The organism is Edwardsiella ictaluri ATCC 33202, from assembly GCF_000264785.1.
Lineage (GTDB): Bacteria > Pseudomonadota > Gammaproteobacteria > Enterobacterales > Enterobacteriaceae > Edwardsiella > Edwardsiella ictaluri.
This window is the reverse complement of the sequence record NZ_AFJI01000113.1, coordinates 68,209-83,766: the sequence shown is the minus strand read 5'-3', so window position 1 is coordinate 83,766 and position 15,558 is coordinate 68,209. Positions and strand designations below refer to the sequence as shown.

17 protein-coding genes are annotated in these 15,558 nt (G+C 59.3%); 13 read left to right on the top strand and 4 right to left on the bottom strand.

Features of this window, described 5'->3' with window-relative positions:
- Nucleotides 1–53: 53 nt before the first annotated feature.
- Entirely contained in the window at nt 54–380 is a 327-nt protein-coding gene (gene bolA / locus EIEH_RS16420) for a transcriptional regulator BolA (protein ID WP_015870469.1), read from the bottom strand.
- 419 nt (nt 381–799) lie between these two features.
- Between bolA and EIEH_RS16415 the strand changes: the two genes are divergently transcribed.
- Genes EIEH_RS16415 through EIEH_RS16405 form a run of 3 tightly spaced genes read left to right on the top strand, consistent with a single transcriptional unit; the run spans nt 800 to nt 4,310 of the window.
- On the top strand, nt 800–1,378 hold the full coding sequence (locus EIEH_RS16415) for a lipoprotein (RefSeq protein WP_015870468.1): 579 nt from the start codon (nt 800–802) through the stop codon (nt 1,376–1,378).
- Nucleotides 1,379–1,412: 34 nt separating this feature from the next.
- A complete protein-coding gene (ampG, locus tag EIEH_RS16410; protein ID WP_015870467.1) occupies nt 1,413–2,894 on the top strand; it encodes a muropeptide MFS transporter AmpG in 1,482 nt (493 codons plus the stop codon).
- A 36-nt stretch (nt 2,895–2,930) separates the two neighbouring features.
- Complete coding sequence (locus EIEH_RS16405; RefSeq protein ID WP_015870466.1) at nt 2,931–4,310, top strand: MFS transporter; 1,380 nt, start codon at nt 2,931–2,933, stop codon at nt 4,308–4,310.
- Nucleotides 4,311–4,345: 35 nt separating this feature from the next.
- On the opposite strand, the gene EIEH_RS16400 is transcribed toward EIEH_RS16405, so the two are convergent.
- Complete coding sequence (locus EIEH_RS16400) at nt 4,346–4,837, bottom strand: YajQ family cyclic di-GMP-binding protein (protein WP_015870465.1); 492 nt, start codon at nt 4,835–4,837, stop codon at nt 4,346–4,348.
- A gap of 169 nt (nt 4,838–5,006) precedes the next feature.
- Here EIEH_RS16400 and panE point away from each other — a divergent pair, with 169 nt between their 5' ends.
- The 7 genes from panE to EIEH_RS16365 all read left to right on the top strand — a co-directional run bounded on the left by panE (nt 5,007) and on the right by EIEH_RS16365 (nt 10,227).
- Nucleotides 5,007–5,924, top strand: coding sequence for a 2-dehydropantoate 2-reductase (gene panE / locus EIEH_RS16395; RefSeq protein WP_015870464.1), 918 nt, complete (start codon nt 5,007–5,009; stop codon nt 5,922–5,924).
- On the top strand, nt 5,884–6,474 hold the full coding sequence (gene yajL / locus EIEH_RS16390; protein ID WP_015870463.1) for a protein deglycase YajL: 591 nt from the start codon (nt 5,884–5,886) through the stop codon (nt 6,472–6,474). The genes panE and yajL overlap by 41 nt, the downstream gene beginning before the upstream one ends.
- A 304-nt stretch (nt 6,475–6,778) precedes the next feature.
- The gene (locus EIEH_RS16385) at nt 6,779–7,564 is read left to right on the top strand and encodes a DUF4198 domain-containing protein (protein WP_015870462.1); all 786 of its coding nucleotides are present in this window, start codon (nt 6,779–6,781) and stop codon (nt 7,562–7,564) included.
- An 82-nt stretch (nt 7,565–7,646) separates the two neighbouring features.
- Nucleotides 7,647–8,129 carry a hypothetical protein gene (locus tag EIEH_RS16380; protein WP_015870461.1) on the top strand — a complete coding sequence of 161 codons (483 nt, stop codon included), beginning with the start codon at nt 7,647–7,649 and terminating at the stop codon, nt 8,127–8,129.
- Nucleotides 8,116–8,721 carry a cobalt transporter CbiM gene (gene cbiM / locus EIEH_RS16375; RefSeq protein WP_015870460.1) on the top strand — a complete coding sequence of 202 codons (606 nt, stop codon included), beginning with the start codon at nt 8,116–8,118 and terminating at the stop codon, nt 8,719–8,721. The genes EIEH_RS16380 and cbiM overlap by 14 nt, the downstream gene beginning before the upstream one ends.
- Entirely contained in the window at nt 8,721–9,494 is a 774-nt protein-coding gene (locus EIEH_RS16370; RefSeq protein ID WP_015870459.1) for an energy-coupling factor transporter transmembrane component T, read from the top strand. Before cbiM ends, EIEH_RS16370 begins: the two co-directional genes overlap by 1 nt.
- Entirely contained in the window at nt 9,472–10,227 is a 756-nt protein-coding gene (locus EIEH_RS16365) for an energy-coupling factor ABC transporter ATP-binding protein (RefSeq protein ID WP_015870458.1), read from the top strand. Before EIEH_RS16370 ends, EIEH_RS16365 begins: the two co-directional genes overlap by 23 nt.
- Here EIEH_RS16365 and thiI read toward each other — a convergent pair.
- Nucleotides 10,224–11,672 (bottom strand): tRNA uracil 4-sulfurtransferase ThiI, encoded by a 1,449-nt coding sequence (thiI, locus tag EIEH_RS16360; RefSeq protein ID WP_015870457.1) that lies wholly within the window; start codon nt 11,670–11,672, stop codon nt 10,224–10,226. The two genes, EIEH_RS16365 and thiI, sit on opposite strands and share 4 nt — an antisense overlap.
- 210 nt (nt 11,673–11,882) lie before the next feature.
- On the opposite strand from thiI, the gene xseB reads away from it, so the two are divergent.
- The 3 genes from xseB (at nt 11,883) to dxs (ending at nt 14,975) form a co-directional block, all read left to right on the top strand.
- On the top strand, nt 11,883–12,125 hold the full coding sequence (gene xseB, locus EIEH_RS16355) for an exodeoxyribonuclease VII small subunit (RefSeq protein WP_015870456.1): 243 nt from the start codon (nt 11,883–11,885) through the stop codon (nt 12,123–12,125).
- Nucleotides 12,126–12,128: 3 nt separating this feature from the next.
- Nucleotides 12,129–13,034: a (2E,6E)-farnesyl diphosphate synthase gene (gene ispA / locus EIEH_RS16350; RefSeq protein ID WP_015870455.1), complete on the top strand. Its 906-nt coding sequence runs from the start codon at nt 12,129–12,131 to the stop codon at nt 13,032–13,034.
- Between the two features lie 75 nt (nt 13,035–13,109).
- Entirely contained in the window at nt 13,110–14,975 is a 1,866-nt protein-coding gene (dxs, locus tag EIEH_RS16345) for a 1-deoxy-D-xylulose-5-phosphate synthase (RefSeq protein ID WP_015870454.1), read from the top strand.
- Nucleotides 14,976–15,056: 81 nt separating this feature from the next.
- On the opposite strand, the gene pgpA is transcribed toward dxs, so the two are convergent.
- Nucleotides 15,057–15,557 (bottom strand): phosphatidylglycerophosphatase A, encoded by a 501-nt coding sequence (gene pgpA, locus EIEH_RS16340; RefSeq protein ID WP_035610367.1) that lies wholly within the window; start codon nt 15,555–15,557, stop codon nt 15,057–15,059.
- Nucleotide 15,558: the final 1 nt, after the last annotated feature.

Below are 15,558 nucleotides of genomic sequence, written 5' to 3'. Positions count from 1 at the left end.
CCCGCAGGCCATCTTCTTTCGTGTACCCGCCGATACGACTCCCTGTGCGACACTCAGGCCAGACGTGCGCTGCCGCTGCCCACACCGCGGCATACCGGGGAGGCCAGCACCGTATCCTGTAGCCCCGCCCACTCCTTACGGGTATAGGTATGCAGTGCCAGGGCGTGCACCCCATCGGCCATCTCGTCCGCCAACGTGCCATAAATCGCGCGGTGGCGCGACAGGAAACGCTCACCCTGGAAGCGATCGCTGACCATCACCACCTTAAAGTGCGTCTCCGAACCGGCCGGGACATTATGCCGGTAGCTCTCGTCCACAACATCCAGATAGACCGGCTCAAAGGCCGCCTGTAGTTTGGCTTCTATCTGCTCTCTCATCATACGACATCCCCTTATCCGGCAACGGCAGTGGTACATGACACGCTAACGCGTCGGGAGCACATCGTGGCGGCAGGCTTAGTTGCTGCATCCGATATACCCGCCATTAACGGCGGCTAAATGGTATATCGTGCCCGCCTCCTATCCTCAAGCGTAGCCGCTTTTTACCCTTCGACGCACTCCCACCTGTAATTTAATGTTACGTATAATCTGCTTTCAACCTTAAATAAACCCTCATAATCAATACGGTAAAAACGATATCTTCGCCATAGTCAACGTTCGCCGCGCCGCGCCGCAAAAATCCCCCGTAGCAGGCCTCCCGCCTCTGCGGGGGCAATGATATAATGTAAGAGTCTACCTCCGACACAGTGGACACAATGCCTGTTATCACTCAACACCAGACAATGGCTATCACAATGACGATGCTAAAAAAATTTTTTATTCCCCTGCTGGCGCTCATCGCTCTGGCCGGCTGTGCCAGCCACAGCACCACCCTGAATATCAATCCGCAGATGGCGTTGCCGCAGCAGGATCCGATGCTGCGGGGGATCACCATCAGCATCAACGGCGCCGACATGCGTCAGGACAAAGCGCTAGCCAAGGTAAACCGCGACGGCCAGTTGGTCACACTGACCGCACAGCGCGATTTGCGCTTTCTGCTGCAGGAGATCCTGGAGAAACAGATGACCGCCCGCGGCTACATGATCGGTGCAAACGGTGCCGTGGATCTGCAGATCGTGATTAACCGCCTGTATGCCGACGTCAGCGAAGGCAACCTGCGCTACAGCATCACCACCCACGCCGATGTCTCCATCATCGCCACCGCGCACAGTGGCAGCAAATTGGTGAAAACCTACCGCGCCAGCTATAACGAACAGGGCGCCTTTACCGCCAGCAACGGCAAAATCGCCAACGCCGTCAACAATGCACTGAGCGACATTGTCAGTAATATGGCCCAGGATGGCAGCATCAGCGACTTTATTAAAGCTAACGCCCGTTAACCCCTGACGCCGCGGCGCACCGGTAAATACCCCTATGCCAACAACCTATTTAGCCATTTTCACCCAACGCCGCAGCGCCATTTTATTACTGCTCGGCTTCGCATCGGGACTACCGCTGGCCCTGACCTCCGGTACCCTGCAGGCGTGGATGACCGTCGCCGGCGTCGACCTGAAAACCATCGGCTTCTTCTCCCTGGTCGGCCAGGCCTACGTATTTAAATTTCTCTGGTCACCGCTGATGGATCGCTACACGCCGCCGCTGCTTGGGCGCCGCCGGGGCTGGCTGTTGCTGAGCCAGGTGCTGCTACTGATCGCCATCTTCAGCATGGGCCTGCTCAATCCGGAGCAGCACCTGTGGTGGCTGGCTGCGCTGGCGGTCACGGTCGCATTCTGCTCCGCGTCACAGGATATCGTCTTCGACGCTTACAAAACCGACCTGCTCAGCGCGGAGGAGCGCGGCGCGGGAGCGGCCATCTCCGTGTTCGGCTACCGTCTGGCAATGCTGGTTTCCGGGGGACTGGCGCTGTGGCTGGCCGATCGCTATCTGGGCTGGCAGGCCACCTACTGGCTGATGGCAGCCCTGATGCTGATCGGTATTGCCGCCACCCTGATGGCGCCGGAGCCTCAGGCCGATGTGCCGCCGCCGCGCACGCTGGAACAGGCGGTGCTGGCACCGCTGCGCGATTTTTTTCTGCGCGATAACGCCTGGCTAATCCTGCTGTTGATCGTGATGTACAAAATGGGCGACGCCTTCGCCGGCAGCCTGAGCACCACCTTTCTGATCCGCGGTGTCGGCTTCGATGCCGGCGAAGTCGGATTGGTCAATAAGACACTGGGGCTGTTGGCAACCATCATCGGTGCCCTGTGGGGCGGAGTCTTGATGCAGCGCCTGTCGCTGTTCCGCGCCCTGATGCTGTTCGGTATTCTACAGGGGGTCTCCAACTTCGGTTACTGGCTGCTGGCCGTAACGGATAAGAACCTGCTGACCATGGGCAGCGCCATCTTTCTGGAGAATCTGTGCGGCGGCATGGGCACCGCGGCGTTTGTCGCCCTGTTGATGACCCTGTGTAACCGGGCCTTCTCCGCAACCCAGTTCGCCCTGATCTCTGCGCTCTCCGCCGTTGGGCGGGTCTACGTCGGCCCCATCGCCGGCTGGTTCGTTGAGCTGTACGGCTGGCCGCTGTTCTACCTGTTTTCCGTCCTCACCGCCCTACCGGGTCTGGCGCTGCTGCTGCTGTGCCGCCGTACCCTGGAGTACGCCCAGGAGACCGGGCGCTTTCGCCCGCGCCACGCCTACCCACAGGCTTACCGCCGCGCGCTGCGCCTGCTGCTGTCCGGCGTCCTGCTGATCGGTGTATGGCTGCTGCTCCTGCTGGTGCAATACCTGTACAATCCCGCGCTGCACATCCCGTCTGAACCGCTGTTTACGCTGGGGCTCACCCTGTGCGTATCAGGCGTCCTCTGGGGAGCCTGGCTCGACTATCGCGCCCAGTCACTGCCCGTGCCGCAGAGTTAAGCCACGGGAGAATCCCCATACCGACGTGAGGTTGTAATGAATGATTTTCGCATGACGCCAGACGAGTGTAAGGCCACCTGGGGACTGGGCACTGTCTTCTCCCTGCGTATGCTGGGCATGTTTATGGTGCTGCCGGTGCTCACAACCTATGGTATGTCCCTGAGTGGTGCCAGCGAACCCCTGATAGGCCTGGCCATCGGTATCTACGGTATCACCCAGGCGCTATTCCAGATCCCCTTTGGCATCATTTCCGATCGGATAGGCCGTAAACCGCTAATCGTCGCCGGACTGCTGATCTTTGCCTGCGGCAGCGCCGTCGCGGCCATGACCGACTCCATTTGGGGCGTCATCCTCGGGCGCGCGCTGCAGGGCGCAGGTGCCATCGCCGCGGCGCTGATGGCGCTGCTCTCCGACCTGACCCGCGAGCAAAACAGAACCAAAGCCATGGCCTTCATCGGTGTCAGCTTTGGCGTCACTTTTGCCATTGCGATGGTTGCCGGACCGCTGATTACCCACGCGCTGGGCATTTCCGGGCTGTTCGGCCTGATCACCCTGCTGGCGCTGATCGGTATCGCCATTACCCTGTACCTGATCCCCACGCCGACCACCCATCTGCTCAACCGCGACGCCAGTATGGTACGCGGCGCTTTCGGCAACGTGCTGATACGCCCGGCCCTGCTGCGCCTCAACGCCGGCATCATGTGTGTACATATTTTGCTGATGTCCAGCTTTGTCGCGCTGCCACCGCTGATGGAACAGGCGGGACTGCTGCGCAGCGAGCAGTGGAAAGTCTATCTGTGCACCATGTTGATCGCCTTTATCACCATGGTGCCTTTTATTATCTACGCTGAAAAACAGCGGCGGATGAAGCAGATTTTTCAGCTGTGCATCGTACTGATGATCACCGCCGAAGTAGTACTTTGGTACGCTGGGCTGCATCTGTGGAGCATTATTCTGGGTATTCAGCTATTTTTCTTCGCCTTTAACATGATGGAGGCGATGCTGCCTTCGCTGATCAGCAAAGAGTCACCGCCGGGCTATAAGGGAACAGCGATGGGGGTATACTCCACCTGCCAGTTTATCGGCGTCGCCATCGGCGGTATTCTCGGCGGGATCATCTATGCCCGCGGCGGGGCCGAAGCCATCTTTACCGGCTGTGCGGTACTGGCGGTGATGTGGTTTGTGATCAGTCTGACCATGAAGGAACCGCCCTACGTCAGCAGCCTGCGTATTGTGCTGCCGCCTGCGCTGATAGCCAATACCATGCTGGCCTGCCAGCTGCGCCAACAGCCGGGGGTGAACGACGTCATGCTGATCGCCGATGAGCATACCGCCTACATCAAGATCGACAGCCAGATGACCAGCCGCGAGGCGTTGGAAACGTTCCTGCAACGCGCCGCAGAACCGGGAGAGTAACCCCTCAGGGCAAGCCAGAGCCTGCCCCGCAGGGATCAGTCACGGAAGTTATTAAACTGGAATGGCTGGCCCAGATCGGCGCCGCGCACCAGCGCCATCGCCCCCTGTAGATCGTCGCGTGACTTACCGGTGACGCGCAGCTGTTCGCCCTGGATCTGCGTCTGCACCTTCAGCTTGCTGTCTTTAATCAGCTTCACCAGCTTCTTCGCCATGACGCTATCGATACCTTTCTGCAGCTTCGCCTCTACGCTGTAAAGCTTGCCGCTGTGCTCACACTCCTCCGGGATCTCCAGTGCGCCAGCCTCAATGCCGCGCTTGACCAGCTTCTCGCGCAGAATATCGACCAGCTGCTTGACCTGAAAATCGGAAATGGTGGTGAGCTTGATGGTTTCGTTCTTCTCATTCAGCTCAACGCTGGCTTCCACATTACGAAAATCCCAGCGCGACGCCAGCTCACGCGTGGCGTTTTCGACGGCGTTACGGACTTCCTGCAGATCCACTTCGGATACGATATCGAATGACGGCATGCTACTTCTCCTCTCGCTATAATGCCGTGCATGATAACGGCTCAGCGCCATGATGCAAGATCGCCGGGCTGTCGCCGCTAACGGTGACGGGACACCGACCGGCATAAAAGTTTATACTGTATGGGGTAACATGCGTTTTCGGCGCGCACGGAAATGCCGTGGAGGTGTAATGAAGATAACCGTTCTGGGCTGTGGCGCTCTGGGCAAGCTGTGGCTGTCTGCACTGGCGCGGCGCGGACATCAGGTTCAGGGCTGGCTGCGGCTTCCCCAGCCAGACTGTAACGTCCACCTGATCACGCCACAGGGGCTGACCTACCAGCGCCAGCTTCCGGCCAATGACGCTGGCCTGCTGGCGCAAAGCGATCTGCTGCTGGTGACCCTGAAAGCCTGGCAAATCGCCAACGCCCTGCCGCCGCTGCTGCCACGGCTCTCCCCACACTGTACCCTGCTGCTGCTGCACAACGGCATGGGGGCGCTCGATGAGTTGCAGACGCTCCCCCGCCAACCCCTGCTGCAAGGGAGCACGACGCATGCCGCGCGCCGGGAGGGGCATACCGTCTGGCATGTTGCCGGGGGGATCACCCATATCGGCCCGCTCAATGAGGCGGGGCAATCCTGCAGCGCGCTGGCCGATGCCCTGCACCGTGCTCTGCCCGACGTGGCCTGGCACGACAATATTCAACCCGCGCTGTGGAATAAGCTGGCGATAAACTGCGTGATTAATCCGCTCAGCGTGCTCTATGGCTGCCATAACGGTGCGCTGGTCCACCATCAGGATCATATTCACGCCCTGATCGCCGAGATCGCCGAGGTGATGGAGGCAGAAGGCTACCGCACCACCCAGGAGACCCTGCACAGCTATGTGATGCAGGTGATTAACCTGACCGCCGACAACCTCTCATCGATGCTGCAGGACGTGCAGGCCCAGCGCCATACCGAAATCGACTATATTACCGGCCATCTAATCCGCTGTGGCCGCAGCCACGGCCTGGCGTTGCCGGAAAACCGTCAACTTTTTGACCTGATAAAACGAAAGGAACAAACCTATGAGCGTATCGGCCTTGGTGTGTCTGGCACCTGGCAGTGAAGAGACCGAAGTGGTCACCACCCTCGATCTGCTGGTGCGCGCCGGTATCCGGGTCGTCAGCGCCAGCGCGGCGCCGGACGGCAGCCGGGAGATCGTCTGCTCGCGCGGCGTACGCCTGCTGGCGGACACCACGCTGGTCCAGGTGGCCGATGAGCCCTTCGATGCCCTGATCCTGCCCGGTGGACTGGCCGGTGCCGAGTGCCTGCGCGATAGCGATCTGGTGATCGAGAAGATCCGCCAGATGCACCTGGAGGGGCGTCTTATCGCCGCCATCTGCGCTGCCCCAGCGCTGATCTTACAGCACCACAACCTGTTTCCCATCGCCAATATGACCGGTTACCCGGGTATGAAATCCCAGATCCCCGCAGAGAAATGGATGGATAAGCGGGCCTACTATGACGAGCGGGTACGCCTGCTGACCAGCCAGGGACCGGGCACCAGTATCGATTTTGCACTGAAGATTATTGATATTCTGCTGGGCAGAGAGAAAGCGGCTGAAGTCGCAGCGCAGCTGGTCACGGCTGCCGGTATCCACGATTACCAAAGCTAACCGTACAGACGCTCCCCGCCAGTTCGGGGAGCTGCAGAGGCGGCGCTCAATACCCTCGGAAAAATGGACAGAAACGAGGAAAATATATTCCCCGTCTATGTATGCAGTTTTTATTAATTCATCATACGCCCTGACCGATCACATATTTATATTTCCTCCGTTCCCTATGTTGACTTCTCTCGATGGGGGTACTTGCGCGTACTGAAAAATTATATTAAAAGGATCGGGTTATTCTTCACGGTTTATTTCCAGTAAATCCACCCCTATGCTTTATTAAACTCAACAAGATGTAAGGGAGGTTACTATGCTAGCTAAAACCATGCACTTACTTATTCCCTTAGGACTGCTATTGATTCTGAATGCAGCCTCCGCTCACGAGTTTCTGATTAAGCCAGAGAAGAGCCAACTGAGCGCCGGTGAGTCTGTCCGCGTCGAGGCAATCTCCTCCCATATATTTATGGTGAATGAAGAGATGGAGAATCTTAGCGATGTCACCCTCGCCTTGTATCAAGGTGGAGTGAGTACTCCTCTTCCTCTACATGAACAGCCACAGCACAATACCCTTGATGCCCAAGTCGTCTTGCCACAAGCAGGAAGCGCGCTGCTGGTTGGCCACCGGCTACCGCAGATTTGGTGTGAAACCACCGAAGGTATGTTACCCGGCGATCGTGCCACCCTGGAAGCACAGGGGAAAAAAGTCATCAGCGTTAACCGCTATGAAAAGTTCGCTAAGACCTTACTCAACCCCACCCCTGGAGATACCACTTACCAGCAGGCATTAGGACAGAAACTGGAGTTAATCCTACTCACTAATCCTGCCGACATTAAAGGAAACGGAAAAATAAAAGTTCAATCATTATTAGATGGCCAACCACTACAGAGTACTATCAACATTACCTACGATGGTTATTCCCAAGAATATAAGACATATTTAGCCAATCAGCAAAGTGATTCACAAGGGATCGCCGAATTTACCATTACACAACCCGGGCTATGGTTGTTACATGCCGGGATAACGCAGTCACAACCCCAAGCAGATATTAATAAACATGATTTACGGGCAACGCTGGTCTTTCCTATCGCAGAATAACCATCACCATCAGTTGAATTAACTGACGTGACGTTCTCCAACGGCGTTATGACCGGCAACAGGGCTGAGGAGGTGAATTATCATGCGTTCTATCGCAATCTGGATGTTACTCTCCCTATCGGGGGGGCTGGTCGCGCCGGTTGATGCACATAGCGTGCTAGTGCGCGATCTAAGCAGCGATCAGGCGCAGGTGGTACAGTTCGGCTATTCCACCGGTGACGCCGCCCCCTTCGCCCAGATCAAGCTCTATGCACCCGATAATGCCAGCACCGAATATCAGAACGGGCGTACCGATCGCCTGGGGCGTTTCGCCTTCGTCCCCAACCAGAGCGGTGAATGGCGTCTGGAGATGCGCGACGGTATGGGACATGCGCTCAATCATCCCCTTAAGGTGACACAACAGGCGGTCAAAGCGGAGCCCCAACCGTTAAATGGCGACCTCTTCTCCCGCTTCTCCATGCCGTTACGCGCGCTACTCGGCGTTAGCTTACTCATTAATATCTACGCCGCCATCGGCTATATGGCGCGTCACCATGGGCGGAAAAACACGCATGCACATCAGTGAAGGGATCTTAACGCTACCGGTGATCTTTTCCGGCTGGGGGTGTAGCGCGCTACTGGCAACGCTGGCGCTGCGGCACACCTCTACGCAACAGCTGCCGCGTATCGCCGTCCTGAGCAGCGCTTTCTTTCTGGCCTCGTTGGTGCGTATCCCCCTGGGGGCCAGCTCGATACACTTCACCCTGCTCGGCGTTATGGGGATCATCCTCGGCTGGAGCGCTTTTCCCGCCATCTTCATCGCCCTGGCACTACAGGCGATACTCTTTCAATTCGGCGGCCTCTTGTCGCTCGGGGTCAATGCCAGCGTCATGGGCGGCGCAGCGCTACTGGGCTGCCTGCCACTGACTCCTGGGTTGCGACGCCCCGGCCGGCTGGCGTCTGGCATCGCCTTTCTCTGCGGTGCCTTACCCATCGTCATCGCTGCCGTACTCATCTATCTGGCACTCACCTGGAGTCACGCCACCCTTGCCTCAACGGCCACGCTACTGTTCATCGCCAATCTACCGCTGGCGCTGCTGGAGGGAGGGATCACCCTGTTTGCCTTTCTGTTCCTGAAGCGGGTCGCTCCCGAACTGCTCACCGGTAGCTTCCGTTAATGTTCTCTTTTAACGCCCCTCGATCCACGCTCTCGGCCAAGCCACGCTATGGCTGGGATCCACGTTGCCGGCTCGGCGGCGCGCTGTTAGTCAGCGCTGGCGTAGTACAGAGCCTCACCCCACAATTCGTCGCCGTTTGGGGTGCCCTGGCCGCACTCGCTCTGCTGCTCACCCCGCTGCCGCGGGGCGCCTATCGTGCCTTTATTCCTTTAAATATCTTGATGCTATTTTTCTGGCTCACCCTACCCTTTAGCGTCGCAGGCGCTAGCTGGCCCCCAGTCCCAGCGGTGCCATCACACCCAGGCATCGCTCTCGCATGGCTGTTGACCCTCAAATCCAACGTATCACTGGCATTCCTACTCTTCTTTTGTGCCGGACTCGATACCACAACATTAGGTGCCGCATTGCAGGGGATGCGCGTACCGGCCAACACCGTCTCGCTGCTGCTACTCACCTTCCGCCACCTCAGCACTTTAGCGCGCTATCTACGTGCCAGCCTGCAAGCCTTGCAGCTGCGCGCGCCGGCGCGTCAGCGTCTCACGTTACGCACCAGGATGTGGATCTACGCCTGTATGCTCGGCTCCGTACTGGTCTACGCCACTCGCCATGCAGAGGATGTTCGCCTCGCCCTGTGCTGCAAACCCGCAATGCCGCGCTACGACATCCGCCGATATCTGCATTGGCGCCGGCGCGACAGTATGACGCTCGCCCTGATCCTCTTGACACTGCTGTTATTCATAGGAGGAGAACGTGTCTATCTTACTCCAGGTTGAACACCTCACCGTCGCCTACCAGGCATTACCGGTGCTACGTAATGTCAACCTGACGATTCACCATGGAGAAAAGGTCGCCCTGATTGGTGCCAACGGCAGCGGCAAGTCGTCACTGTTGCTACACCTGTGCGGCTGCTTGACCCCTAGAGCAGGAAGTATCAAGGTGGAGGGGATCTCCTGCATCGGCCAGCCCCGGCGCGCGGGACAACGCCTAGGCCTGTTGTTCCAGCGCCAAGAGTGTCAGTTGATTCTGCCATCGCTGCGTGAGGAATTAGCGCTGTCGATCGGTGACACTCCGCTGAGTGAGGTGGCACATCAACAGCGGATCCAACAGATCGCCACCACCTTCGGCCTGTTGCCGCTACTCGATCGGCCGCCCCATCACCTGTCGGGCGGCGAACAGCAACGCGCGGCGCTAGCCACATTATTGATCGCGGATCCAGCTCTACTCCTGTTGGATGAGCCCAGCGCGGCGCTCGATCCGCAGGCACGTCGTACCCTGATCCATCATTTGAATAGCCTGAATAGCGCCCTGCTGCTCGCCACCCACGATCTCGATTTGGCCCTACAGACGACCCAACGAACGCTGGTGCTCTGCAGTGGACGTATTGCAGCCCAAGGTGCGACGGCGCAGATCCTGCGCGATGAGACGCTGCTGGAGGCGTATGGTTTGACGTTACCGCTCAGCCTGCAAACGAGGCTGAGCGGCAACATGGCGGAGGGAAACGCTTAAGGGCGGTAGACGCGGACGTTGTCGTAGCCCTGCTCGCGCAGGTAGAGTGCCTGCAGGCGGCTCATCACCCCACGATCGCAGTACAGCACGTAACGACGGACTTGATCCAGATCGCCGAAGGCATTGGCCAGCTTATAGAACGGCAGGCAGATCACCTCGCTGTCTGCCAGCTGCAACGGCTTCGCCTCCTGCTCATCGGGAGCGCGGATATCCAGGACCACATCGCCCTCGGCCAGCGATTCGATGGTCTCGACTTCGACGACGTCGGCCTCGCTCTGACGCGCGATGTCGCGAATGTCCATGGTCTGCGCCTCGTCGACCACACGATCCAGAATGGCGAAATCGAAGTGCTCCTCTTCGGCCTCAATCCTCGCCTTCACCGCCTTCACGGTCGGGCTCTTCGAGATCACGCCGCAGAATTCCGGCATGGTCTTGGCAAAATCCTCGGTACCGATGTTGCGCGCCAGGCGGATGATATGCTCTTTGTCATGGGCAATCAGCGGACGCAGCACCAGCGTATCGCTCACGCCGTCGATCAGACGCAGGTTGGTCAGGGTCTGGCTGGAGACCTGTCCCAGCGCCTCCCCGGTCACCAGCGCCTGAATACCATAGCGTTCGGCGACCCGAGACGCGGCACGCACCATCATGCGCTTCAGCACCACCCCCATCTGGCCGTCGTCCACCTTCTCCAGGATCTCACCGACCACCGGTGCAAAGTCAATGGCGACAAAGCGTACCCGGTGCGAGCTGCCGAACCGGTTCCACAGATAGTGTGCCACCTGCTTCACGCCGATTTCATGCGCAGAGCCGCCCAGGTTGAAGAAGCAGTAGTGCACCCGGCAGCCGCGGCGCATCAGCATATAGCTGGAAACCCCGGAGTCAAAGCCGCCGGAGATCAGCGACAGAACATCCTCCTGGGTACCGATAGGGTACCCCCCCTGTCCCTCAAAGCGGCCGCGCACCAGCAGCAAACGATCGTCTTCAATCTCCAGGTTAACCGTCACCTCGGGGTGGTTCAGACGAACCCGGGCACTGGGGATATTCTGATTCAGACCGCCGCCGACATAGCGCTCCACCTCAATTGAGGTAAACGTATGTTTGCCGCGGCGCTTAACGCGCACGCAAAAGGTTTTCTCTTCCAGCTGCTCACGGTACATCGCCAGCGTCTGTTCAAAGATATCGTGCATGTCGGTGTAGGGATGATCCTCCACCTCTAAAATGTGATGAATACCCGGGATCCGGGTTAAGGCATCACGAACCAGGTCGCGGCGGCTTTCCTCTTTGGCCCGAACTTCGATATGATCCCAATGGCGCGTCACCGCCACATCTTCAACCAACGGTTTCAACACGTTGCGGATATTCCCGGTCAAGATTTTAATAAAGCGCAGGCGTACAGACTGGCTTTTAATAGTGATTTCCGGGAATAATTTAATGATAAACTTCATGGCGGTCGTGGCTAATAGTCGTCGAGATATGCGTTAAAAGGGCTTACACTGCACGGACGCGTCTTCTGCAGAATGCGCCGTGCCGAGCACAGGGCGCGCAGTATACCACTAAGTTAGCCAAAACGGTGCGAACATGTACATCGGCAGATGCAGAATCTTGCCGGGCCACGAACCCGTCCATCGTTTTGCCAGCAACCAAGTAAAGAGAATATGGCCAAGAAAGCACCCGCCGCACCGGCATTTGAACAGGCACTTAGCGAACTGGAACAGATAGTGGTACGCCTGGAGTCCGGCGACCTTCCGCTGGAGGAGGCGCTCAGCGAATTCGAGCGCGGCATCCGTCTGGCCCGCCAGGGACAGCAGACCCTACAGCAGGCAGAACAGCGCGTTAAAATCCTGCTCAGCGACGATCAGGATGCCCCGCTATCGCCTTTCAATGCAGAACAAGAGTAAGCCATGGCGTCTTTTGAGCAACAGATGAAAACCTGCCACCAACGGGTAGATGCGGCACTGAGCCGGGCGTTGGATACCCTGCCCTTTGCCGACGGACCGCTGGTAGGCGCCATGCGCTACGGCGCCCTGCTGGGCGGCAAGCGCCTGCGCCCCTATCTGGTGTATGCCACCGGCAGCCTGTTTGGTTGCTCACCGACGGCGCTGGACGCACCGGCCGCCGCCGTTGAGTGCATTCATGCCTACTCGCTGCTGCACGACGATCTGCCCGCGATGGACGATGACGATCTGCGCCGCGGCCAGCCAACCTGCCATATCAAGTTTGGTGAGGCCCATGCCATACTGGCAGGTGACGCGCTGCAGACTCTGGCCTTTTCCATTCTGGCCGACGGCCAGATGCCCGGGGTTACCGACCGCGACCGCCTACAGATGCTGAGTGAGCTGGCCCACGCCAGCGGCGTCGCCGGGATGTGTGGCGGCCAGGCGCTCGATCTGGAGGCCGAAGGGCGACACGTGGCGCTGGCGGCGCTGGAGCAGATCCATCGCCATAAAACCGGAGCGCTGATCCGCTGTGCGGTACGTATGGGGGCCCTGGCCGGCGGTGCCCCTGGACGGAACGCCCTTCCGGTCCTTGACCGCTACGCCGCCGCCATCGGTCTGGCGTTCCAGGTACAGGATGACATTTTGGATGTGGTGGGTGACAGCAGTAAGACCGGCAAGCGCCAGGGAGCGGATCAACAGCTGGACAAAAGCACCTATCCAGCCCTGCTCGGCCTGGATCAGGCGCGGCAGAAAGCCGCTACGCTGCTGGATGAGGCGCTGCAGGCGCTGGCTGAGCTTGAGCAATGCCACAACCTGGATACGCAGGCGCTAAAATCCTTAGCCAGTTTTATCGTTGAACGCGATAATTAACGCCATAATAACAATTTCCGTCGGCCAATGCGCACGGCGGGTGTTGTCATACGAATACGCAGACATGAGCCGCTAATGAGTTTTGATATTGCCAAATACCCAACGCTGGCGCTGGTGCCGGATCCCGACGATCTGCGCCTGTTGCCCAAAGAGAGTTTGCCGACGCTGTGCGATGAGCTGCGCCAGTATCTGCTGAACAGCGTCAGCCGCTCCAGCGGGCACTTCGCCTCCGGCCTGGGGGCCGTCGAGCTGACCGTGGCACTGCACTATGTCTACCAGACCCCGTTCGACTCGCTGATCTGGGACGTGGGTCATCAAGCCTATCCACACAAGATCCTGACCGGACGACGCGACCGCATCGCCACCATTCGCCAAAAGGGTGGGCTGCACCCATTCCCCTGGCGAGACGAGAGCGAATATGACACGCTGAGCGTCGGCCACTCCTCCACCTCCATCAGCGCCGGACTGGGCATGGCCGTCGCCGCCGAGCGCGAAGGCTTAGGCCGCCGCACCGTCTGCGTTATCGGTGACGGTGCCATGACCGCAGGGATGGCCTTTGAGGCCATGAATCACGCAGGCGATATCAAGGCCGACATGCTGGTAGTGCTGAACGACAATGAAATGTCGATCTCCGAAAACGTCGGTGCCCTGAACAACCATCTGGCCCAGCTGCTATCCGGCAAGCTGTATGCCAGCCTACGCGAAGGCGGTAAGAAGATGCTTTCCGGCCTGCCGCCGATCAAAGAGCTGGTCAAACGTACCGAAGAGCACCTAAAAGGCATGGTGGTGCCGGGTACCCTGTTCGAAGAGCTGGGTTTTAACTATATCGGCCCGGTGGATGGCCATGATGTGCAGGCGCTGGTCGCCACCCTGAAAAACATGCGTGACCTGAAAGGCCCACAGCTGCTGCACATCATGACCAAAAAGGGTAAGGGCTACGCCCCGGCAGAAAAAGATCCCATCAGTTGGCACGCGGTACCCAAGTTCGACCCGGCCTCCGGGACCCTGCCCAAAAGCAGCGGAACCCTGCCGACCTACTCGAAAATCTTCGGCGACTGGCTGTGTGAAACGGCGCACAACGATGACAGGCTGATGGGCATTACCCCGGCAATGCGTGAAGGCTCCGGCATGGTGCGCTTCTCCCGCGAATACCCGCAGCAGTACTTCGACGTGGCGATCGCCGAACAGCATGCCGTCACCTTTGGTGCGGGACTGGCGATTGGCGGCTACCACCCGGTGGTCGCCATCTACTCCAGCTTCCTGCAACGGGCCTACGATCAGGTGATCCACGATGTCGCCATCCAGCGGCTACCGGTGCTGTTCGCCATCGACCGCGGCGGGATCGTCGGCGCCGATGGTCAGACCCATCAGGGGGCCTTTGACCTCTCGTTCCTGCGCTGTATCCCCAATCTGGTGATCATGACACCAAGCGACGAGAACGAATGCCGCCAGATGCTGCAGACCGGCTATGAATACCGCGAAGGTCCCTCGGCAGTGCGCTACCCGCGCGGTACCGGCACCGGCGCGCCGCTGACGCCGCCGCAGGCCCTGCCGATCGGTAAGGGCGTCCTGCGCCGCCGTGGGGAGCGGATTGCCATCCTTAACTTCGGCAGCCTGCTGCCGCAAGCGTTGGAAGCCGCCGAACGCCTGAATGCCAGCGTCGCTGACATGCGCTTTGTTAAACCACTGGATGACGCGCTGGTGCGCAGCCTGGCCGAGCAGCATGAATACCTGGTCACCCTGGAGGAGAACGCCGTCATGGGCGGCGCCGGCAGCGGCGTCAATGAGCTGCTGATGCAGCTGCGCCTGCCGCGACCGGTGCTCAATATCGGCCTGCAGGACAGCTTTGTTCCCCAGGGCAGCCAGGAGGAGATCCGCCGCGATCTGCAGCTGGACGCCGACGGCATCCTCGCGCAGCTGGAGGGCTGGCTGGCGCGTTAACGCCTGCCGCTCACCAACACAAAAGGGGCCGTAGTGCGGCCCCTTTTTTACGCTCTCCAACGCACCGCGCCAGCCGCCGAATCAACGCAGACCATAGTGCCCGGCCAGCCACAGCAGCAGCGCCGACAGCACCCCGGCGACGATGTCGTCGACCATAATGCCCCAACCACCGTGTACGTTGCGGTCAAACCAGCGGATCGGCCAGGGTTTCCACATGTCCAACACCCGGAAGATCACCAGCCCGGCCAGCACCCAGCGCCACTCCAGCACCGGTACCGCCATCAGGGTGATCCACATACCGACAAACTCATCCCACACGATGCTGCCATGATCGTGTACCCCCATATCACGCGCGGTGCGGTGACACAGGTAGGTGCCGAGCACAATACTCAGCAGCAGAACCACGATATACAGCGGCTGCGGCAGCTGTACTAACAGCAGCCAGAACGGGATGGCGACGATCGATCCCATGGTGCCGGGCACCAGTGGGCTCAAACCGCTGCCAAAGCCGGTCGCCAGCAGGTGCCAGGGATTCCCCATACGCAGGCGCGCCCTGGCCGCCCGCTGCTGTTGCTTCGTCATC